The sequence below is a fragment of the Archangium primigenium genome (genome assembly GCF_016904885.1).
GTDB lineage: Bacteria > Myxococcota > Myxococcia > Myxococcales > Myxococcaceae > Cystobacter > Cystobacter primigenius.
On sequence record NZ_JADWYI010000001.1, the window covers coordinates 2,794,206 to 2,814,381 of the forward strand.

Below are 20,176 nucleotides of genomic sequence, written 5' to 3' on the forward strand. Positions count from 1 at the left end.
TGTGCGCGAAGGAACGGATCAGGGACCCTGGCGTGCTACACCGTGCGGATGCCCGAGATTCCCTTCCCCGCTGGGCTGCCGAGCGAGCCCGAGATCCTGATCGAATCGCCCCGGGGCTCCGTGGTGAAGCGCACGGCGGAGGGCGGGGTGGACTTCGTCTCGCCGCTGCCGTGTCCCTACAACTACGGCTGCATCCCCGGCCTGGACTCGGGGGATGGGGATCCGCTGGACGTGGTGGTGCTGGGCCCGCGGCTGCCGCGGGGCGCGCGGGTGCGGCTGCCGGTGGTGGGGGTGATTGGCTTCCTGGACGCGGGGTGCGCGGACCCCAAGGTCATCTGCAGCCCCCGGCCGTTGAGCGCGGCGGACCGGGCGGGCCTGGCGGCCTTCTTCCACGTGTACGCCTTCTTCAAGCGGGGCCTGCACCGGGTGCGGGGCCGCCGCACGGGGGCCACGCGCTACGTGGGGTGGTTGCCGGGCGTCACGGACGGGCCAGCATGAAGCGCCGCAGGTGGGCGGGGGGCACCGGGCCGAACGAGAACAGCTCCTCGTGGAAGCGCGCCTCGTCGAAGTGGCTCCCGCGCTCGCGTCGGCAGTCGGCCTCCAGCCGCTCGAACTCGAGCGCGCCGAGCAGATAGGTGATGGCCTGCATGGGGATGCGCTTGTAGCGGAGGACTTCCCGCTGGGCGTTGGGCTCGGGCATGCAGGCGTCCTGCACCAGGTGGCGCACCGCCGTGGCGTCGTCCATGCGCCGGGTGTGCAGGCCGATGTCCACCCGCACGCGTACGGCGCGCAGGGCCCGGGCCACGAGCGCGGTGAGCTCCTCCGCGGCGGTGTAGAAGCCGGCGCGGCGCATGCGCTCCTCGGCGTAGGTGGCGTAGCCCTCGATGTTGAGCATGGGTCCGAAGTGGCCGCGCGCCATGGCCACGTGGTCCGTCACGAGCAGGAAGCGCACCGGCGCCGGGTGGTGGGAGAAGGCGCGCTGCCAGGCGACGCTCTGCAGGAAGTGGCCGGGGATGCCCTCGTGCACCGCGAGCAGCGCGGCCCAGACCTTGGGGTGCGCGGCGGCCATGGGCGCCACCACGAACCAGCCCACCTTGCGCGTGTCCAGCAGCGGGGCGGGCCAGTTGGTGCCCCGCACATCCACCATGCCCGGGGGCAGGGCCTTGATGCCCAGGCGCAGGCCCTCGGGGACGTGGAACATGCCGTGCTCGAGGATGAACTGCTCCGTGTGGCCCACGAGCTCCCGGTACAGGGGGATGACGTCCTCGTCCCGTTCGGGGTGGAGCGCCTCGAGCCGGGCGAGCAGGGCGCGGGCCTCGGCCAGACTGTCGAGAGAGGCGGGCGCGTCGGGCAGCTCCCGGGCGAGCGTGGGGGCGAGCCGGGCGATGGCGCGCTGGGCGTCCTCCTGGACCTCCCGGGCCCGCTGCATCAGGGCCTCGGGGGACTCGGTGATGCCGAACATGTGCTCGAGCCGCCAGGCGTACTCGTCCGCGCCGAGCACGACGCCGGGCCGGGCCCGGGGCAGCACCCGCTCGGTGAGGAAGCGCTGGTGCGCGGCGAAGGCGCCGTGGGCCTCCCGGGCCGCCAGCTCCAGCTCGCGCGAGGCCCCGCCCGTGAGCGCCACCCCGTGGGCACCGGGCAGTTGGGGGAGGATCTCGTAGTAGCGCGCGATGACGGGCAGCTGGTCCTCGGCGAAGTCGCGCACGCTGTGCAGGTCCGGCGGCGCGTCCGAGGCCAGTCCCGCGAGCAGCAGCGCCTCCTGTTGCTGGAGGAAGAGGGGGATGCGCGCCAGCCGGCTGGCGATGGCCGCCCAGTCCTCGGACGTCTCGGCCTGGCCGATCTGGTACTGCACCATCGTGTGGGGATAGGTCGACAGCTCGATGTTGCGCCGGTGGGCCCCGAGCGCCGCGTAGGCGTGCACGTGGAAGCGCGTGAGGTCGAGCATCGCCCGCCAGTCGAGTCCATCGCTGGCGGGCAGGTGCTCGACGGGCAGCCGCTCCAACTGGGCGAGCGTGTCGCGGTGCAGCGCGTACTCATCCCCCAGGGCCGAGTCGGACAGGTCCTTGAGCCGGTCATCCAGGTGGTGCAGGCCGAGCGTCGTGGCTTCCTCCGGCTGGGCGCGCAGGTAGCGCTGGAAGAAGGAGGCGCGCAGTGCCGTGAAGGCCGTGAGGGTGGGTGAGGGAGCCGGGCTCATTGTCCTCCAAGGTAGTCACTGCCCCGGGGGGGCGAGGCGTTGGCTGGTGGATGTTCCCGGGGGGCCTGGGGGGCTTTGCCCCACGGCGGAGGTAGACCGGACATCTTCCCGTGTATCCAACCCTGGGCGGCATGGGCTCCGGGCTGTATCCTGCGCGGCACGCCGCGCCATTGCCTCAGCCCCAGGGGGAGGCGCCCGCACACGAGTGAAACCCATGGCCGCCAATCCGCAGACGCCCTTCCACATCCTCCTGGTCGAGGACGAGCCCGTCATCCGGGAACTCGTGCGTTCCATGCTGAGCGACGGGGCCGTGGAGGTGGTGTGCGCGGCCAACGGCGTCGAGGGCCTCAAGCTGGCCAAGAGCCGGTCCTTCCAACTGGTGCTGATGGACGTGGTGCTGCCCCAGCTCGACGGCATCTCGGTCTGCCGGATGCTCAAGAGCGATCCGTCGACGTCCAAGGTGCCCGTCTACATGCTCTCGGCGAAGTCCAAGAAGTCCGACATGGAGAGCGCCACGCTCGCCGGAGCGGATGGCTACATCCAGAAGCCCTTCAAGGGCGCGGAGCTGATGGCGCTCGTGGAGCGGCTGCGCAAGGGGGAGTGAGGCTCAGGGCAGGCGCGGGTGGAGGTAGCGCGCGAGCAGCAGCAGGTGATCCCAGTCCAGCTCGTCGAACTCCACCGCCACGCCATGCGCCTCGCGGCGCACGATGCAGCACGTGGTGGTGATGTCGCCCACGCCCGGCAGCGGCAGGGTGAGGGTGAGCCTGCGCACCGCGTCCTCGGGGTGTCCCTGCAGGAAGAGGCCGGCCATGGACAGGTCCAGCGCCTTGACGAGCACCCGGCGCTCGCCCAGGTGCACCTGGACCATCCAGTTGGCATCCACGCGCGGGTGGTAGCGCCCCTGGGGACGGGCGGGATCGGTGGGCGGCGTCATCGGAAACTCCTCGGTGTACGACAAGGGACTACGAGTGTGTAGCAGTCTGGGCGGGTAGCAACTTTTCAGCCGCCGCCCGCACCGTCCGCCCTCGTGGACATGACCTCCACCGGGTGGGCCCTCGCGGCCCCGGTGTCGTGGCCAGGTGCCTGGGAACACGGGCGCCGGGTGCCTGGCACGAAGCCTGAAGAAGCTCCGGCGCATCCACGATGCGAGGAGGCTTCACATGGAGAACGGCAATCGGTTGGGCGGGCTGTCCATCACCCCCACGGTGGCGCGGCAGACGCCCCGCAACGACTTCGGCACGGTGTTGGCGCACACGGCGCGCGAGGTGGTGCGCTCGGGCGCGGGCGTGGTGGCGTCGTTCGCGCCGGGCGCGCCCGCGGTGAGCGCGGCGGTGGCGAGCGTGGGCTCGGTGGTGGCTTCGGCCACGTCCGCGCGGAGCGCCGCGGCCACGTCCCTGCCGGTGGGCGCGGGCGGCGCTTCGCCCTCGGCCCAGGGCGAGCAGTGGGATCTGCTCTCGGCCCAGCGCGAGATGCAGGCGGAGGGCGCGAAGATGAACCTCGCCTACATGGGCCTGCAGAACGAGATGCAGGCGGAGAGCCGGGCGCACAACGCGCTCTCCAACATCATGAAGGTGCGCCACGACTCGGCCAAGGCGGCCATCAACAACATCCGCTAGGGGCGCGCGTCATGGCCATGGGCAATGTGGGAGCGCTGGGCGGCGCGGGGGTCTCGCCCGTCGGGGAGTCCTCGGCGACGAAGGGCGACTTCGCTCGACTCCTCGAGGGCATGAAGGGTCCAGCGAAGCCGCCGGGGGTGCCGGTGGCGGGCGAGGCGGGGCGTCACCACCTCGTGCCCGCCGAGCGGACGGAAGCCGTGCGTGGCCCGTGCGAGGCGCGAGGCGGGGACGCGGCCGTGGGCGGCGTGTCCTCGGTGTCCGCCGCGGCACCGTCTCGGGCGGTCCGCGTGTTGGACCAGGTGGGCGAGGCCCAGCGGCGGTTGGATCACGTGTTGGCGCTGGCGGAGTCCGGCAGGTCCTTCTCGCCGGCGGAGCTGCTGGCGTTCCAGGCGCATGTGTACCGGGCGAGCCAGGAGCTCGATCTGGCCGGCAAGGTCGTCGAGAAGGCCGTCGGCGGCGTGAAGCAGATCCTGCAGACCCAGGTGTGAGGAGAGCCGTCCATGAACGCGCGACGCTGTGTCCTCCTGCTGCTCGTGTGGCTCACCGGGTGCCAGGATCGCATTCAACACGGTCTGGATGAGCGTCAGGCCAATGAGCTGCAGCGGGTGCTCGTCGAGCGGGGGCTCGACGCACGCAAGGTGCCCGAGGCGGGAAAGAAGCCCACGTGGGCCATCGAGGTGGCCGAGGAGCAGGGTTCGGCCGCGGTGCGCATCCTCGCCGAGCTGGGTCTGCCGCGGCCCGCGGAGGAGACGGGCTGTGACGTCTTCGGGAGCGGTGGCTTCGTGCGCACGCCCCTGGAGGAGCAGCTGTGCCGGGGGCGGATGCTGGAGCGGGGACTGGAGAAGACGCTCCAGACCGTGGAGGGCGTGCTGTTCGCGCGGGTGCATCTGGTGGTGCCACCTCCGGCGCGATTCGGCCAGTCGCCCGTTCCGGCGAAGGCCTCGGCGCTGGTGCGCGCGGCGCCGGGCCATGCCACGCGGCTCGCGGCGTCGCGGGAAATGCTGCGCGCCCTGGTCGCGGGCGGCGTGGAGGGCCTGTCCGCCGACGCGGTGTCCCTCATGGTGGATGAAGTGGCCACGCGGGTGGAGACCCCACCGCCCGGGCCCTCCGTCCTGAGCCGCTTGCGTGTGCTGCTCGCGGTGCTGTGTCTGGTGATCACCGGCCTGTCCGTGGGCTTGTCCGTCATGACGCTGCGCGCGCGGCGGGGAAGGGCCCATGAGGAATCGAGGACGAACATGCCTCCCGTGCCCACGCGTCCCGTCGTGACGCCGGGCGGTCCCCGCAAGGTGGCCTGACATGGACGCGACACGCATCGTGCGGGTTCGCCCGCCAGCATCCGGCGACGACAAGACCCAGGGGGGACGGGGCCTCGCTCCGCGGGCTTCCCCGGGCCCGGGAGGTCCGGAGGCGCTTCCCTTGGAGCGATGGGCCCTGGTGGCCCTGATCTTCGGGCGGGAGCGCGCGGCGGCGCTGCTGGAGGGCTTGCCGGAGCACGTGGTGGGGCGGGCCCAGGCGCATCTGGCCGAGTTCATCGCGCTGTCGTCCGCGCGGCGGCAGGCACGGGTCTCGGTGGAGTTCGGGGGGCGGCCGGATGCGGCGGTCCGGTTGAGGCGGGTGATGGAGGAAGCGCCCGAGGCCCTGCGGCGCGCGCTCTACCAGCGACTGCCCGCGTTTCACCGCGGCCTTTTCCCCGAGATGCGGGACACGCCGCTCGACGTTTCCGCCCCAGCGGCGGTGGCGCCGTGGGCCGAGCGGCTGATCCGGGAAGCCACACGTTGAGCAGCACGGGCCGTTCACGCGAGCGCATGGAGCGAATCATGGGAAGTCCCTCTGTCCTTCATTCTCAATCCACCCGGGTGGTGCCGATGGGGCTTCGCCAGTTGGGCGTCCGGCGCGTGTCGCGTGCCCATGTGACGCTCCAGCAGCGCCCCCACCTGGGTCGCCTGGGCGCGCGGGCCTTGAAGGCGGTGGAGACGGCGCTCACGCGGGAGCTGGGCTGCGAGGTTCGGGTGGAGGCTCGCGTGGTGGAGGCGGTGGTGATGCCCGCCTCGGGGCTGGCGCACACGGCCGCGTTCGCCTGGGTGGATCTGTCCTCGTTGGGCGGCCTGGCGATCCTGGAACTGGAGCCCGCCGTCCTCTTCGCCGTCCTGGATCGCCTGTCGGGCACGGCCACCCGACCGTGTCCGCTCACGGGCCTGACCCGTCTGGAGGAGGCGTCGTTCGCCTTCGTGGGGTTGTCGGTGCTGGACGTGCTGCGAGGCCAGGAGGAGCTGTGGCGCCGGTTCGGTCCGCGGCTCACCGGCGTGACGATGAATCGCACGGACACGCTGGCGCGCATGGATGCCCGGCGAAGACACCTGGGCGTGGAGCTGCGGGTGACGGTGGGCGGGACGACCGCGGGGGGACGGCTGCTCCTGCCCGCCCAGGTGCTCGACAGCGCGTGCGGGGACCTGCCGCTGGAGCGGGATGGAGGGCTCGCGCCCGAGGTGCTGGCGGCGAAGGTGGTGGCCGGGTGCCGGCTCGGGCGGGCGTCGCTGCCGCGCGAGTCCTGGCGCGCGCTGGGGCAGGGGGACGTCGTGCTGTTCGAGGGCGTGCGGTGGGACGGCGCGGCGCTGGTGGGGGCGGGACGCCTGGTGTCGAGCGGCTTCGAGCTGGGGGGGACGGTGGGTCCCGAGGGCTTTTCATGGAGCCGCGTACAGGTGCGCGGCGCGCTTCAGGAGTTGGACATGGTGACGCAGGTGAATGAACGGAGCGAGGGCATGCCGCCCCTGCCGGTGGAGGTGGAGATCGAGCTGACGCGTTGCCTGCTGCCGCTCTCCGAGCTCGCCGCGTTGAAGCCCGGCGGATTGCTGCCGCTGCGCATCAGCGCGAGTGAGCCGGTCGTGCTGCGGGTGGGCGACCGGGCCGTGGCGCGGGCGGAGTTGGTCGACATCGAGGGAGAGGTCGGGGCGCGAATCCTCTGCCTGCTGCCATGAGCCCGGGCATGACGACACCTCCTGACGCACGTGTGTCTTCCCGGCTCCTGCTCGCCGGAGGAATGTTGACGCTGTGGCTCGCCTTGACGTGGGGGCAAGACACCTCCGCCACGTCCACGGCGCGGATGTTGTGGGGCGCCCTCGTGTTGGGGGCGGGGTTGTTCTGGTGGTGCCGCAGGGGCTGGAACCGCGCCCGTTTTCCTGGCGCGGAGCCCCTGCGGGTGGTGGCCCGGACGGGCCTGTCCCAGCGCTGCGGGGTGGCGGTGCTCGACGTGGAGGGCCGCCATTACCTCGTGGTCTTCGGAGACTCCTTCGCGGAGATTCGCCGGACGCGCGGTCCCGTGCTCGCGAGGCCGCGGCCCGAGCGCCCTCGGATGGGGCGGGCCGTGGGCGAGGGGCCGTTGTCATGACGTCCCTCTCCCAGATGTCCTTCGCGGGCAGTCCCTTGTCGATGATGGGGATGCTGGCCGCGCTGTCCGTGCTGCCGTTCGCGGTGATGATGCTGACCTCCTTCTCGAAGATCGCCGTGGTGCTGTCCCTGGCGCGCTCGGCGATGGGCACCCAGCAGGCCCCGCCCACCCTCGTGCTCACGGGCCTCGCCGCGGTGCTGACGGGTCTGGTCATGGCGCCTGTCGTGGAGCGCATGTACGACGTGGGCCAGGCCGTCCATCAAGAGGCGGACTCCGGCGCGCGAATCCTGGAGGCCGCGGCGAAGGTCACCGAGCCCCTGCGGTCCTTCCTGCTCAAACACGGAAGCGTGGAGGAGCGGGAGCGTCTCGTGGAAATGGCGCGGGAGTTGCGTCCCCCGGAGGACGCGGCGCGGGTGGGGGCGGAGGACCTCTTCGTGATCATCCCCGCCTTCGTCCTCACCGAGTTGAAGGAGGCCTTCCAGATTGGCTTTCTCGTCTTTCTCCCCTTCCTGGTGCTGGACATGGTCGTCGCCAACGTGCTGCTCGCGTTGGGAATGCAGTCGCTGTCGCCCAGCCAGGTGAGTCTGCCCTTCAAGATCCTTCTGTTCGTCGCGGTGGATGGATGGTCGCTGCTCGCGCGCGGCCTCGTCCTCGGCTACCGGTGATGCCATGAGTCCGGATGTCTTGCTGTCGTTGGGGCGGGAGGCGTTGCTCCTGATGGTGCTGGCGTCCTTGCCACCCATCGGGGCGAGTCTGGTGGTGGGTTTCGTGATGAGCCTCTTCCAGGCGACCACGCAGTTGCAGGAGAGCACGCTCACGGTGGTGCCCAAGTTGTGCGCGGCGGTCGGGGCACTGGTGTTCGCGGGCCCATGGATCGCCGGACAGCTCACCGTGTTCGCCCAACGGGTCCTGGGCGTCATCGCGGAGGTGGGCCAATGAGCCTCGACCTCCTGCGGGCCGCGCTGGAAGAAGGGGGGGGCGGCGTGGTCTCCGTGGCCTTGTGTTCCGCGCGGCTGTTGCCCGTGGCCTTTCTCTGTCCGTTGTTGGGGGGACAGGCCACGCCCATGCCGGTGAAGCTCGCCGTGGTGCTGAGCCTCGCGTTGTTCCTCCATCACGGCGCGGGAGTGGCCTTGAGCGCGCCGGTGACGTCACCCGTGGGCCTGATGGCCCTGACCCTCAAGGAGTTGTCCTACGGCACGGTGCTGGGCCTGGTGGCGGCGTTGCCCTTCGACGCGGCACGCATGGGAGGCCGGTTCATCGACCTGTTCCGGGGGACTTCCGCGGAGGCGAGCCTGCCGGTGACGGGGACGCGAGAATCCGCCTCGGGGGAGATGCTGTACCAATTGCTCGTCGGCCTGGCCATGACGAGGGGACCGATGCCGTGGGTCCTCGCGGGGGTGTTGCGGAGTTTTGGTCCGGTCCGGTTGGGCGCTTACGTGCCCTCCGAGGGCGTGAGCTTGCAGGTGGTGGGGCTGGTGGGCCAGGCCTTGTCCACGGGTCTCTCCGTGGGCGTGCCCGTGGCGGTGGTGACGATGACGGTGGATGGGCTGTTGGGCGTGTTGTCGCGGGTCGCGCCTGCCCTGAACGCGAGGGACCTGGGGGCGCCGTTGCGCATTCTCGCGGGGGGCGCCTTGTTGTGGCTGGGGGTGGGGGCCCTGTGCGAGCGATTGTGGGTGGATGTCCTGGCCGTGGAGGACGTGCTTGGACGCCTGACCTGGGGGCACGGTGAGTGAGAAGACGGAGCAACCCTCGGCCAGGCGTCTTCGGGAGGCGCGCCGCAAGGGACAGATTCCGCGCAGCCGGCTGCTGTCCTCCAGTGTGGTTTTGCTGGGCGGTGGGCTGGGTCTGTCCGCGGTGCTCCCGCGCGTGATCACGAAGTTCGAGGCCTGGACAACCCAGCTGTTGCTCACGCAGGACGCCTCGGGCGCCTTGCGGGAGGCGACGGTCTGGCTGGCATGGGGGGCGGGGCCGCCGTTGCTCGTGGCCTGGCTGGCGGCGCTGGGCGTCTCGGTGGCGATGAGCGGCCTGGAATTCAACGCGGACCATGTGATGCCCCGCCTCGAGCGCATCCATCCCGTGGAGGGGTGGAAGAAGCTCTTCAGCATGAAGCCCCTGGTCGAGTGGGTGAAGGCCCTGCTCGTGGCGGCGCTCCTGGGCTGGCTCGTATGGCGGGAGATCGTGCTCGTGGGACCGGATGTGCTCCGGGCGGTCCGGGGGACGGGGATGGAAGGCATGGTGCACGGACTGGCGCGAGGGGAATCACTCGTCTCGCGACTCGCCGGAGTGCTCGTGGTGTTGGGCGTGGGGGACTACCTGCTCGAGCGCCGGAGGCACCTCAAGGACCTGCGGATGACGCGCGAGGAGGTGAAGCGCGAGCACAAGGAGAGCGAAGGAGACCCTCACCACAAGGGACAGCGTCGGGCGGCGCATCGCCAACTGGCGGCGGGAGGAGGCGCGCGGGGCGTGAAGGCGGCAACGGTCGTGGTCGTCAATCCCACGCACATCGCGGTCGCGCTCCGTTACGACGCGGGCGAGTGTGCCGCGCCCTATCTGGTGGGCAAGGCGCGAGACGCGGAGGCACTCCATCTGCGACAGGACGCCGAGCGGCTGGGTGTTCCCGTGGTGCGGGATGTGCCGCTGGCGCGCGGCCTCGTCCACTACGACGTGGGGGAGGAGATCCCCGAGGAGTTGTACCAGGCGGCCGCGGCGGTGCTGCGGGTCGCCCGGGAGGGCATGGCCATGGACGTGCGGACGGGAAGGAAGGCGTCGTGAATCCCTTGATGAAGATGCTGCTCCGGGCGCGGGAGTCGTCGGAGGGGGTGCTCGCCGTGGCGATGGCCGCGGTATTGGGCGCGCTCATCGTTCCCTTGCCCCCCTGGTTGTTGGACCTGGGCCTGGCGCTCAACCTGGTGGTGGCGGTGTCCTTGCTGGTGGCGGCCCTCCAGGCCCGGGACGCGCTGCGGGTGACGTCCTTTCCCACGCTGCTCTTGTTCACCACGCTCTTCCGGCTCGCGCTCAACGTGTCCTCCACGCGGCTGGCCCTGGCGGAGGGCCATGCCGGAGACATCATCCAGGCGTTCGGTGAGTTCGTGGTCCGGGGTGACTACGTGGTGGGCGCGGTCATCTTCGCCATCCTCACGCTGGTGCAGTTCCTCGTGGTCGCCAAGGGCGCGGAGCGCGTGGCCGAGGTCTCCGCGCGCTTCACCCTGGATGCGATGCCTGGCAAGCAAATGTCCATCGACGCGGACCTGCGCGCGGGTGCGATCGACCAAACGCGAGCCCGCCAGCGGCGCCGGGACTTGGAGCGCGAGTCGCAGATGTTCGGCGCGATGGACGGCGCGATGAAGTTCGTGAAGGGAGATGTCATCGCGGGGCTGGTCATCGTCGCGGTGAACCTCCTGGGGGGCAGTTGTATCGGCGTGCTCCAGAAGGGGATGACCCTGACGGAGGCGGCTTCCACCTATGCCCTCATCGCCATGGGGGATGGACTGGTGTCCCAGATTCCCTCGCTCTGCATCGCGATCGCGGCGGGGCTCGTGGTCACGCGCGTGGCCTCCGAGAAGGAAGAGGACTCGCTCGGCTCGGACATCGGCTCCCAGATTTTTGGCGAGGCCCGGGCGCTCTGGGTGGTGGCCGCGCTCTGCGTGGCGCTCGCCCTGATGCCGGGCATGCCGCACCTGACATTCCTCGGGCTCGCCGCGGGCCTGGGCGGCCTCGCCCAGGCGCTCCGGCGCATGAAAGCGCTGTCCGCGCGGGAGGCTCCCGAGGTGGCCTCGCGGGAGAACACCTCCGGATCCGGGGCCGCCGCGGCGTCTTCCGAGCCCAAGACGGCTCCCGTGGGGGTGGCGCCGTTGACGGTGGAGTTGGCGTCGGATCTCACGCCCTTGGCCCAGGCGCGGGGAGGCGAGTTCGTGCACCAGGTGCTGCATCGGCTCCGTGAGGAGGTCTTCCTGGAGCTGGGCGTACGTGTGCCGGGAATCCAGGTGCGCACGGAAGCCTCCTATCTTCCCTCCAGCAGCTACCGGCTGCTGCTCGACGAGGTTCCCGTGGGCGTGGGTCAGGTGGTGCCCGAGGGGCTCTATGCACTGGCGCGGCCCGAGGAGCTGTCGTTCCTGGAGCTCCAGGCGGAGCCGGTGGTGGAGCCGTTCTCGGGAAGAGCCATCAGCCGGGTGCCGGCGGACGGTCGCGCCCGTCTGGAGATGGCGCAGGTGCCCGTCCGGAGCGCCGGCGAGCTCATCGCCGAGCATCTGCGGGGCCTGGTGGGCACCCGCGCCGCGGCCTTCCTGGGCATCCAGGAGGTGCAGGGGCTGCTGGATGGGTTCGAGGCGCGGGCGCCCACCCTGGTCAAGGAGGCGCTGCAGAAGGTCCCCTTGCCCCTGCTCACGGAGGTGCTGCGCAAGCTCGTGGAGGAGCGGGTGAGCATCCGCAATCTCCGCGCCATCCTCGAGGCCCTGGTCGCGCCCACCACCGAGGGGGATGCCTCGGCATTGGCCGAGCGGTGTCGACAGGCGCTCTCCAGCTACCTGAGCCACAAGTTCGCGCCCTCCGGGCCCCTCTTCGCCTACCTCGTGGATCCGGACATCGAGGAGACCCTGCGTGCCACGGGCCCGAGAGGCCCCGCGCCCGCTCCCGAGCGCATCGCGGAAATCCTGGAGGGGGTGGGACGCATCGCCGTGGGGGGACAGACCGTGCTGCTCACGGCGCCAGACGTCCGGCGGACCCTGCGCAAGCTCTGCGAGGGCTCGTTTCCCGACGTCGCGGTCCTCACCTACGGGGAGCTGGAGGCACACCTGCGGATCCGCCCCCTGGGGCGGCTTTCCGCGGTGAGCCCAGGGGCGTGAAGCGGGAAGTCAGTAGCCGCCGCTGCCGCGCTTGGGGTCGAAGGAGACGTCCGACTGCGGCGTCTGGGGCGGCGGCCGGTTGACCCGGTCCCGCAGTTCCTTGCCCGTGCGGAACAACAGGCCCCGCTTGGGCTTCACCGGGATGATCTGCCCCGTCTTCGGATTGCGGCCCTGGTAGCCCTGGTAGTTCTTCACATGGAAGGCCCCCAGGCCGCGGATCTCGATGTTCTCACCGCGACACAGGGCGTCCTTCATGGACTCGAAGATCGTCTCGACCGTGGCCTCGGCCTGCTTCTGCGTCATGCCCTTTTTGGCGACGAGGACGTTGATCAGATCGGACTTGAGCATCGCATGCTCCCGCAAACCGCGTAACCCCTCGTCACAGGGCGCGTGGCCCATGGTCAGTCTCGGGACGATAGCAGACTCAATCCGGCGCGCAAGCCGTGAGGGCCGCCAACCTCCCAGAAACGTTACGGATTTCCGCCATCCACCGCCCCGAGGGACGGGGCGTCCAGGTGGGCGGGACGCGAGGGGGGGAGCGCGAGTCCGGGCCGCACGAGGATGGCGAGATCCATCCAGCGGGTCCGGCGCAGGACGTCGAGGCCGAGGGCATCCGACTGGCGGAAGAAGGCGTCCAGGGTCTCGAAGCCCTCGGCATGAGGGGGGCTCCAGGCCCCGGGGGTGATGGGATCGTAGACGCCGTGGACGGCGAGGGTCAGGTCGGCGAGCGTCAGCGTCTCGGGGGAGCGGGCGGGCAGCAACCCTCCCCGGCGGTGGCGGGTCATCAGGCCCGCGCGGACCAGGGCCTCGGCCACTTCGTCCACCAGGGCCTCGGACACCCGGAGCTCGAGGGCCAGCTCCCGGGGAAGGGGCGGCGTGCCGCCATCGAACCAGACGAGCGAGGTCTCCTGCGCCAGCCGGGCCGCCACGAGCTCGCGTGCCCGGGGGTGCATGCCGAAGCCCGACAGCGAGTCGCGGAAGGTGGCGTGCTCCACCGCGTAGGAGAGGCGGGCGCCGGCGAGGAAGATGAGCCAGTCCACGTACAGCCACGCGAGGAACATGGGCAGCGCGCCGAGCGACGCGTAGAGCGGGTTGTTGCGAAAGCCGTAGGCGGCGAGTCCCGTGTACACGTGCCGCGCCACGCTCCAGGCCAGGCCCGCCACCAGCCCTCCCGCGAGCGCCGAGCGCATCCGCACATGGGTGTTGGGCGCCACCCGGTAGATGAGGGTGAGCCCGCCGGTGATCATCAGCGGAGAGACCGCGCCGAACAGTGACTCGAAGACTTCCAGCACGAGGGCGGTGTGCGTGCCGCTGAGCAGGGAGCGCACGCCGCTGGTGCCCGCGAAGGACAAGGCCAGCATGAGCGGCCCGAACAGGAGCAGGCCGGCGTAGACGAGGCCCCGGACCCACCAGGAGCGGTGGTTCTTCACGCCCCAGATCTCATTGAGGGAGACGTCGATGTTGTGCAGCAGCGAGCCCGCGGACAGCAGCAGGCCGAGAAAGCCCGCGCTCCCGATGGCCGTCGCGTTGCCTGGCTCGAGGAACCGCTCCAGCAAGGCGGCCGATTCCTCGCGGACGCCCGGGGCGAGCACCGCGGAGATGAATCCCCGGAGCCGGTACTGGAAGGCACTCTGGTGATAGGCGCCCAGGATGCCCAGGACCACCGTCAGCAGCGGGACCAGCGAGAAGACGCTGATGTAGGTGAGCGCCGCGGCCCGCAGGCGGATGTTCTCGCCTTGGAATCCCCGAGCCAGCTCCCGGAGGGCGGCCAGCGTGTCTCCGGCGAAACGCCCCGAGCGGCTCTGGGCCAGGGTCGCCCAGAGGGTACGTGCGTGTCGGAGGACGGGGGGAGGGAAGGGGCTCATCCGCGGCCCCCCAGGCTAACCAATGCCGAGGGGGACCGGCCAGCGGACTTCCTGGCTCGCTCGCCCCTCGGGCATCCGTTCATCCCTCAGTTCCCGTTTCCGGAGCCCTGACCATTCCCGGAGGAGGACGGAGGCGTTCCCCCACCCGAGGACTCTCCGGAGGGCGACGTCTGCTGGCCCCGGGCCTCACGCGGCTCGGAGCGGCGCTGCTCTCCCCGATTGCGGTCACGGCCCCCATTGCGGTCACGGCCTCCGCCGCGGTCCCGATTGCCGCCACCGCCACCGCCACCGCCACCGCCGCCACCACCCGAGCGCTCCCGGTCACGGCCGCCGCCACCGCCGCCGCCGCCCGAGCGTTCCCGCTCGCGCTCGCGGTTGCCTTCCGCGCGGAAGCCGCGCTCACCGCCGCCGCCGCCGTTCTCGGGGCGGCGCTGCATCGACAGCTCGCCGTCTCCGGAGCCCGGAGAGGAGGCCACCTTGTGGTCTCCGCCCTGGGCGCTGCGGCCGTACACGTCGTACTGCTCGCGGTGGTAGTTCTGCTGGGCCTTGACCTGGATGGACTTGTTGTAGCGGTCCATCAGGTGGCGCAGTTCCTGGCGCTCCTCGCCCTGGAGCAGCCGCGCCACCTCGGCGTTGCAGTTGATGACGAGCGTGGGATCCTTGTAGCCGGGGGCCTCGCGGCGGATCTCCCCGAAGATTTCATAGGCCACGGTGGTGGCCGTCTTCACGAAGCCCTTGCCGTCGCAGTACGGGCAGTCCTCGTGCAGCACGCGGCCGATGGACTCGCGCACGCGCTTGCGCGTCATCTCCACGAGGCCCAGCTCGGAGATGCGCAGCACGTTCGTCTTGGCCTTGTCCCGGCCCAGCGCCTCCTGTAGCGACTTGAAGACCTTGTCGCGGTTCTGCGTCTTCTCCATGTCGATGAAGTCGCAGATGATGATGCCGCCGATGTTGCGCAGCCGCAGCTGGTAGACGATCTCCTTGGCCGCCTCGACGTTGATCTTCGTGATCGTCTCCTCGAGGCTCTTCTTGCCGACGTAGCGGCCCGAGTTGACGTCGATGGCGGTGAGCGCCTCGGCCTGATCGATGATGAGGTAGCCGCCGCTCTTGAGCCACACCTTGCGCTGGGTGGCGCGCTGCAATTCGTGCTCGATGCCGTAGGCGTCGAACACGGGCTCGTCCGACTCGTGCAGCACCACCCGGTCCTTGAGCGCCGGGTCCTGCGCGTTCACGAAGCCGAGGATGCGCTCGTACTCCTCGCGGTCATCCACGACGAGCTTCTCCACGTCATGGGCGAACAGGTCGCGCGTGGCGCGCAGGATGAGATCCAGGTCCGGGTGCAGGAGCCCCGAGCCGCCGCGCTTCTCGTTGCGGCGCACGACCTGGTTCCACACCTCGATGAGGAAGCGGATGTCGCTCTCGAGCTTCTCCTGGGGCACGTTCTCGGCCACCGTGCGCACGATGAAGCCGGTGCCCGGCGGGCGGAAGCGGTCCACCATCTCCCGCAGGCGCTTGCGCTCCTTCTCGTTGGAGATGCGGCGGCTGATGCCCACGTGGTCCACCGTGGGCATGAACACCAGGTGGCGGCCCGGGATGGAGATGTGCGAGGTGAGGCGCGCGCCCTTGGTGCCGATGGGATCCTTGGAGATCTGGACCACGACCTCCTGGCCCACCTTGAGCAGATCCTCGATCTTCGCCGTCTTGCGCGGCTTGCTCTTGTCCTCCTCGCGCTTGCGCTGCGGCTCGTCGCGCTGCTTGTTGCGCTTGTCCTTGTCGCCGCGCTCCTTCTCGCCGCGCTCCTTGGACTCCTTGGGGTCACGGCGGGCTTCACGCGCCTCGCGCGCGGCCTCGCGGTGCTCCCGGGGGGCGCGGCGCTCGCCGGCGGCCTGCTCCGGCCGGGCGAGGGCGGACTCGGCCTGGGGCGCGGACTCGGCCTGGGGGGCGGACTCGGCCTGGGGGGCGGACTCGGAGGCGGTGACCGGCGTCGCCTCGGGCGCGAGCTCCACGGTGGGGGGCGCCGCCTCGCTCACCGGCACGGGGGCCTCGTGGTGCGCGGGAGACTCCAGGGCGAGGGGCGACTCGTGCGGCGCCGCCTCCAGGGCGGACATGGGGGCCTCCGCCTCGGCCGCGGGCGGCACGAAGGGGGGCGGGCTGTCGGACGCGGGCTCGGCGGAGGCCTCGGTGGCCTCTGCCCCGTGGCCAGACGCCTCGGCCGGGAGGGGGGCCTCGGGCACGGGCCCGGCGACCGCGGGCTCGGTGGGCACGGGCTCGGCGTGGGCGTGCTCGGGGGGCGCGGGCTCATGGTGCGCCTCCTCGGCGGCCATGGCCTCGGACTCCTCGGGCACGTCCATGGCCTCTTCGTGCTCGCCCTCGGTCAGCTCGAACTGGGCGCGCGCGAAGTCCGGGTCGTAGACCACGTCACTGACGTAGAGGAAGGCCGCCTTCTCCAGGCCAATGTCCACGAAGGCCGCCTGCATGCCGGGGAGCACCCGGACCACGCGGCCCTTGTAGATGTTACCGACGACTCCCTTGTCCTTCTTGCGCTCGAGGTAGAACTCCGCGATGTGCCCGTTCTCGACGAGGGCGACCCGGGTCTCCCGGCCCGCGGCGTTGATGACGAGGATGCTGCTCATGGATGAATCCTGGGCGCGCGCGCGGGCGCGGGGACTCCGGCGGACGGGAGTCGACGGCGTCTGCCGCTACCGAGCGCGCTGCGAGGGGAGAGGCGGTCCTGGCTCCTGCCCGTGCGCGGACGCGGATCCGCCCGCGGATGCGGGAGGGGGCTGTTCGCGCGCGAGAGGGGGCTGAGGGGACCACGACCTGCTCCTCCGGTGTCATGTCGTCCCGCGGCTACCGGCACCTCGCCGGGCGGGACTGGCTGCCATATCGAGCGTTCGAGGCAGTCCAGGCGCTCGTGCCTTCCGGCTGCTGGCCTTCCTCACCCGGTCGGTGCCCATCCGCGGGCGCCTTGGGGGCGGCGAGAAGCTCGGAGTGGCAAGCGCGTCCGGGTTGCCGGGAACGCACCCGTCTTGAAATCTCGAATCCACTGGCGACTGAACCCCCCGCCCCTGGCGGAGAGTTCCGAGGCCTGAAAACCCCAAAAGGTTTTCACGCTTGATCCGGCGTGTAAAGGCGGGACGTGGAAAATGTCCAATGGACGCCGTCCGCCGGTCTGGGGGCCCGGGGGGGGGTCAGGCCTGGGCGGTGGGGGCGCGCTTGCGGTGGTCCGGCTTGTCCAGGCGGCCCCGGGGCCGACGCACCAGGCGCAGGCCCGTCCAGGTGGAATCAATGAGGCACAACTTGTTGTCCACCATGCCGATGTCGAGCGCGGCCTGACGGATGAAGTCCTCGGACAGGGCCGTCTTGATGCCCTCGCCGCTGGGCCAGCACACCCAGATGCCGCCCTGCAGCGTCATGGCGCGCGAGAGGGCCGGCAAGCGCTGGACGAGCTCGTGCGTGTCCTGGGTGAAGAAGAGGATGATGTCCAGGCCCGTCTGGGCGGTGATGAGGAATTCCACCCCCTCGGGCAGGGGGTTGAGCCGCTGCACGAAGCCGCGCGGGGGGTTGATGACGGACACCTTGCTGCCCGACTTGATGCCCAGCATGGAGCTCAAGGAGGCTGGCGCGTAGGGATTCATGAACTGCGCTCCACGATGAAGGTAGTGAACTCCCCGAGCGCCGGGGCCTCGGCGCGCGCCACGTCCGTGACCCGGGCGAGGGGAGGGCCCTGGTGGCACCAGGTGGTGAAGGCGTCGAGGGCGGGGGCGGGGCCCTCGGCGAGCGCCTCCACGGAGCCGTCCGAGCGGTTGCGCACCCAGCCGGTGAGCCCCAGCCGTACGGCCTCGGCGCGGGCGCTCTCCCGGTAGGAGACCCCCTGCACCGTGCCCCGGATGCGCAGCACCACGCGCCGTCTGTCCTGGGTGCCGTCGTTCATGCGCTCGCTCATGCCCACATGCCCTATCCCCTCGCGTCCGTCTGCAGCAGCTGCAAGAAGCCCTGCTCGTCCAGGATTCTTACCCCGAGTTCCTGGGCCTTCTTCAGCTTGCTGCCGGCGTCCTCGCCCGCCACCACGAGGTCAGTCTTGCGCGAGACACTTCCGGACACCTTACCGCCCCGGCGCTCGATTTCCTCCTTGGCCTGCTCGCGGCTCATGGCGCTCATGCCGCCGGTGAGCACCACCGTCTGGCCGGCGAACAGCCCCGTCTTGACGATGACGGGGGCGGCGGGCGAGACGCCCGCGGCGAGCAGGGCCTCGATGGCGTCGCGGTTGAGGGGCTCGTGGAAGAAGGTGTGGATGACGGCGGCCATGGTGGGGCCCACGTCCTTGACGCGGGTGATGTCCTCCATGGAGGCCTCGTACAGGCCGCGCACGTCGGGGTAGGCCTCGGCGAGCACCCGCGCGGTGGACTCGCCCACGTGGCGCACGCCCAGCGCGTAGAGGAAGCGCGGCTGGGTGGTCTGCTTGGCGCGCTCGATGCTGGCCAGGAGGTTGTCGGCGCTCTTCTCGCCCATGCGCTCGAGCGTGAGCAGGCGCGCGCGCGTGAGGTGGAAGACGTCCGCGAAGGTCTTCACCAGCCCCGACTCCACGAGCTGGGCGGCGAGCTTCTCGCCCAGGCCCTCGATGTCCAGGGCGGTGCGCGAGGCGAAGTGGCGCACCTTCTCCACGAGCTGGGCGGGACAGGTGGCGCCCGTGCAGCGGATGATGGCGCCCTCCTCGTCCCGCGTGGCGGCCGCGTGGCACACCGGGCACTCGGTGGGGAACACGAAGGGCTGGGCGCCCTCGGGGCGCTTGCCCTCCACCACCTTGACGATTTCTGGAATCACGTCCCCGGCGCGGCGGATGAAGACGGTGTCGCCCTGGCGCACGTCCTTGCGCCGCAGCTCGTCCTCGTTGTGCAAGGTGGCGCGGCTCACCGTGACGCCGCCCACCTTCACCGGCTTGAGGTGGGCCACGGGCGTGAGCGCCCCCGTGCGGCCCACGTACACCTGGATGGACTCCACGAGCGTGGACTCCTCCTCGGGCGGGAACTTGTAGGCCACGGCCCAGCGCGGGCTCTTGGACACCTGGCCCAGGCGCCGGCGCAGGTCCTCCTCGTCCACCTTGACCACCATGCCATCCACCTCGAAGGGCAGGGCGTGGCGGCCCTCGAGCGAGGCGCGGTACTGCGCGCGCACCCCGTCCACGTCCTCCACCGCCACGGCCCGGTTGACCGGCAGGCCGAGCGAGCGCAGGTAGGCGAGCTTCTCCGAGTGGGAGCGGAAGGCGGGCACGCCCTCGCCGGGCACGCACTCGTAGAGGTAGAGCGACAGGGGGCGCGAGGCGGTGATGCGCGGATCCAACTGGCGCAGGCTGCCGGCGGCGGCGTTGCGCGGGTTGGCGAAGAGCGGCTCGCCCTCCGCCTCGCGCGTGTCGTTGAGCCGCTTGAAGTCCTTCTTGGAGATGAACACCTCGCCGCGCACGTCGATGGCGCCGGGCACCTTCACCCCTGGCTCGGCCATCAGCTCGGTGGGCAGGGCGCGGATGGTGCGCAGGTTGCCCGTCACGTCCTCGCCCTCGGTGCCGTCCCCCCGGGTGGCGCCCCGCACGAAGCGGCCGTCCTCGTAGCGCAGGGTGATGGCCAGGCCGTCCAGCTTGGGCTCGCACACATAGCCCACCTTGGCGAGGCCCGTCTGGCGGCGGATGCGCTCGTCGAAGTCGCTCAGCTCCTCGTCGTCGAAGACGTTGGCCAGCGACAGCATGGGCTCGCGGTGGCGCACCTTCTCGAACTTCTCCGCCGGCGCGCCGCCCACGCGCCGGGTGGGGGACTCGTCCGTGACGAGCTCCGGGTGGCGCGCCTCCAGCTCCTGGAGCTCGCGCATCAGCCGGTCGTATTCCGCGTCGCTCACCTCCGGGGAGTCGAGCACGTAGTAGCGGTGGTTGTGGTGGGCGAGCTCCTTGCGGAGCTGCGTGATGCGGAGGGCGTCGGCGGTTTTCGAGGCGGTCACGGCGGGAGGCTCGGCGGCTGGACGGGAATATTCTGGGGCGGTGCGGCCTTGGGCTGCGTGGGAAGCGAGGATGCCTTGACAGCTCCGGAGGTGGTCAATAACCTCGTGCGGCGCGCATGAGGTGGTTGTCCTACCCGTCAGGCGTCACTTCCCAGCACAAGGTTCCTCCACCCGCGTGGTCCCGGCAAGAAGGGATCCCGGTGCCGCCCTGAGGGCGTTTCGCGTTCCGCGTTTCCCCCGGACATCGTTCACGACATTCCCGGGCGCGTCCCATCGCGCCGCCAGTGACC

At 70.9% G+C, this 20,176-nt stretch carries 21 protein-coding genes; 13 read left to right on the plus strand and 8 right to left on the minus strand.

The window, feature by feature from the left end:
- The first annotated feature begins 48 nt into the window (after positions 1-48).
- Complete coding sequence (locus I3V78_RS11905) at positions 49-498, plus strand: inorganic diphosphatase (protein WP_204487197.1); 450 nt, start codon at positions 49-51, stop codon at positions 496-498.
- On the opposite strand, the gene I3V78_RS11910 is transcribed toward I3V78_RS11905, so the two are convergent.
- Positions 479-2,194 (minus strand): DUF885 domain-containing protein, encoded by a 1,716-nt coding sequence (locus I3V78_RS11910; protein WP_204487198.1) that lies wholly within the window; start codon positions 2,192-2,194, stop codon positions 479-481. The genes I3V78_RS11905 and I3V78_RS11910 overlap by 20 nt on opposite strands.
- 214 nt (positions 2,195-2,408) lie before the next feature.
- On the opposite strand from I3V78_RS11910, the gene I3V78_RS11915 reads away from it, so the two are divergent.
- Entirely contained in the window at positions 2,409-2,798 is a 390-nt protein-coding gene (locus tag I3V78_RS11915) for a response regulator (RefSeq protein ID WP_204487199.1), read from the plus strand.
- 3 nt (positions 2,799-2,801) lie between these two features.
- Here I3V78_RS11915 and I3V78_RS11920 read toward each other — a convergent pair whose 3' ends face one another.
- Positions 2,802-3,128: a PilZ domain-containing protein gene (locus tag I3V78_RS11920; protein ID WP_204487201.1), complete on the minus strand. Its 327-nt coding sequence runs from the start codon at positions 3,126-3,128 to the stop codon at positions 2,802-2,804.
- A gap of 226 nt (positions 3,129-3,354) precedes the next feature.
- Between I3V78_RS11920 and I3V78_RS11925 the strand changes: the two genes are divergently transcribed.
- The 11 genes from I3V78_RS11925 (at position 3,355) to I3V78_RS11975 (ending at position 12,036) form a co-directional block, all read left to right on the plus strand.
- Positions 3,355-3,810 (plus strand): hypothetical protein, encoded by a 456-nt coding sequence (locus I3V78_RS11925; RefSeq protein ID WP_204487203.1) that lies wholly within the window; start codon positions 3,355-3,357, stop codon positions 3,808-3,810.
- A gap of 11 nt (positions 3,811-3,821) precedes the next feature.
- Complete coding sequence (locus I3V78_RS11930; RefSeq protein WP_204487205.1) at positions 3,822-4,298, plus strand: ATP-dependent helicase HrpB; 477 nt, start codon at positions 3,822-3,824, stop codon at positions 4,296-4,298.
- Between the two features lie 12 nt (positions 4,299-4,310).
- Entirely contained in the window at positions 4,311-5,105 is a 795-nt protein-coding gene (locus tag I3V78_RS11935; protein WP_204487207.1) for a flagellar M-ring protein FliF, read from the plus strand.
- Positions 5,106-5,244: 139 nt separating this feature from the next.
- A complete protein-coding gene (locus I3V78_RS11940) occupies positions 5,245-5,589 on the plus strand; it encodes a hypothetical protein (protein WP_275583482.1) in 345 nt (114 codons plus the stop codon).
- A 116-nt stretch (positions 5,590-5,705) separates the two neighbouring features.
- Complete coding sequence (locus I3V78_RS11945; protein WP_338023539.1) at positions 5,706-6,785, plus strand: FliM/FliN family flagellar motor switch protein; 1,080 nt, start codon at positions 5,706-5,708, stop codon at positions 6,783-6,785.
- Positions 6,786-6,793: 8 nt separating this feature from the next.
- Entirely contained in the window at positions 6,794-7,195 is a 402-nt protein-coding gene (locus I3V78_RS11950) for a hypothetical protein (protein WP_204487209.1), read from the plus strand.
- On the plus strand, positions 7,192-7,860 hold the full coding sequence (gene sctR / locus I3V78_RS11955; RefSeq protein WP_204487211.1) for a type III secretion system export apparatus subunit SctR: 669 nt from the start codon (positions 7,192-7,194) through the stop codon (positions 7,858-7,860). The genes I3V78_RS11950 and sctR overlap by 4 nt, the downstream gene beginning before the upstream one ends.
- A 4-nt stretch (positions 7,861-7,864) precedes the next feature.
- The gene (locus tag I3V78_RS11960; RefSeq protein WP_204487214.1) at positions 7,865-8,134 is read left to right on the plus strand and encodes a flagellar biosynthetic protein FliQ; all 270 of its coding nucleotides are present in this window, start codon (positions 7,865-7,867) and stop codon (positions 8,132-8,134) included.
- Positions 8,131-8,928: an EscT/YscT/HrcT family type III secretion system export apparatus protein gene (locus I3V78_RS11965; RefSeq protein ID WP_204487216.1), complete on the plus strand. Its 798-nt coding sequence runs from the start codon at positions 8,131-8,133 to the stop codon at positions 8,926-8,928. The genes I3V78_RS11960 and I3V78_RS11965 overlap by 4 nt, the downstream gene beginning before the upstream one ends.
- A complete protein-coding gene (locus I3V78_RS11970) occupies positions 8,921-9,967 on the plus strand; it encodes an EscU/YscU/HrcU family type III secretion system export apparatus switch protein (protein ID WP_204487218.1) in 1,047 nt (348 codons plus the stop codon). Before I3V78_RS11965 ends, I3V78_RS11970 begins: the two co-directional genes overlap by 8 nt.
- Positions 9,964-12,036, plus strand: coding sequence for an FHIPEP family type III secretion protein (locus I3V78_RS11975; protein ID WP_204487220.1), 2,073 nt, complete (start codon positions 9,964-9,966; stop codon positions 12,034-12,036). The genes I3V78_RS11970 and I3V78_RS11975 overlap by 4 nt, the downstream gene beginning before the upstream one ends.
- 9 nt (positions 12,037-12,045) lie before the next feature.
- Here the strand turns inward: I3V78_RS11975 and I3V78_RS11980 are convergent, their stop codons facing one another.
- The 6 genes from I3V78_RS11980 to ligA form a co-directional block, all read right to left on the minus strand.
- Positions 12,046-12,384 carry an HU family DNA-binding protein gene (locus tag I3V78_RS11980; protein ID WP_204487222.1) on the minus strand — a complete coding sequence of 113 codons (339 nt, stop codon included), beginning with the start codon at positions 12,382-12,384 and terminating at the stop codon, positions 12,046-12,048.
- Between the two features lie 122 nt (positions 12,385-12,506).
- A complete protein-coding gene (locus tag I3V78_RS11985) occupies positions 12,507-13,901 on the minus strand; it encodes a YihY/virulence factor BrkB family protein (protein WP_204487224.1) in 1,395 nt (464 codons plus the stop codon).
- 86 nt (positions 13,902-13,987) lie between these two features.
- Positions 13,988-16,534, minus strand: coding sequence for an Rne/Rng family ribonuclease (locus tag I3V78_RS11990; RefSeq protein WP_204487226.1), 2,547 nt, complete (start codon positions 16,532-16,534; stop codon positions 13,988-13,990).
- Positions 16,535-17,092: 558 nt separating this feature from the next.
- Complete coding sequence (locus tag I3V78_RS11995; RefSeq protein ID WP_204487228.1) at positions 17,093-17,539, minus strand: DUF3052 family protein; 447 nt, start codon at positions 17,537-17,539, stop codon at positions 17,093-17,095.
- A complete protein-coding gene (locus I3V78_RS12000) occupies positions 17,536-17,835 on the minus strand; it encodes an acylphosphatase (protein WP_204496600.1) in 300 nt (99 codons plus the stop codon). The genes I3V78_RS11995 and I3V78_RS12000 overlap by 4 nt, the downstream gene beginning before the upstream one ends.
- A 23-nt stretch (positions 17,836-17,858) precedes the next feature.
- Positions 17,859-19,886, minus strand: a complete 2,028-nt coding sequence (ligA, locus tag I3V78_RS12005) for an NAD-dependent DNA ligase LigA (RefSeq protein ID WP_204487231.1) — start codon at positions 19,884-19,886, stop codon at positions 17,859-17,861.
- Positions 19,887-20,176: the final 290 nt, after the last annotated feature.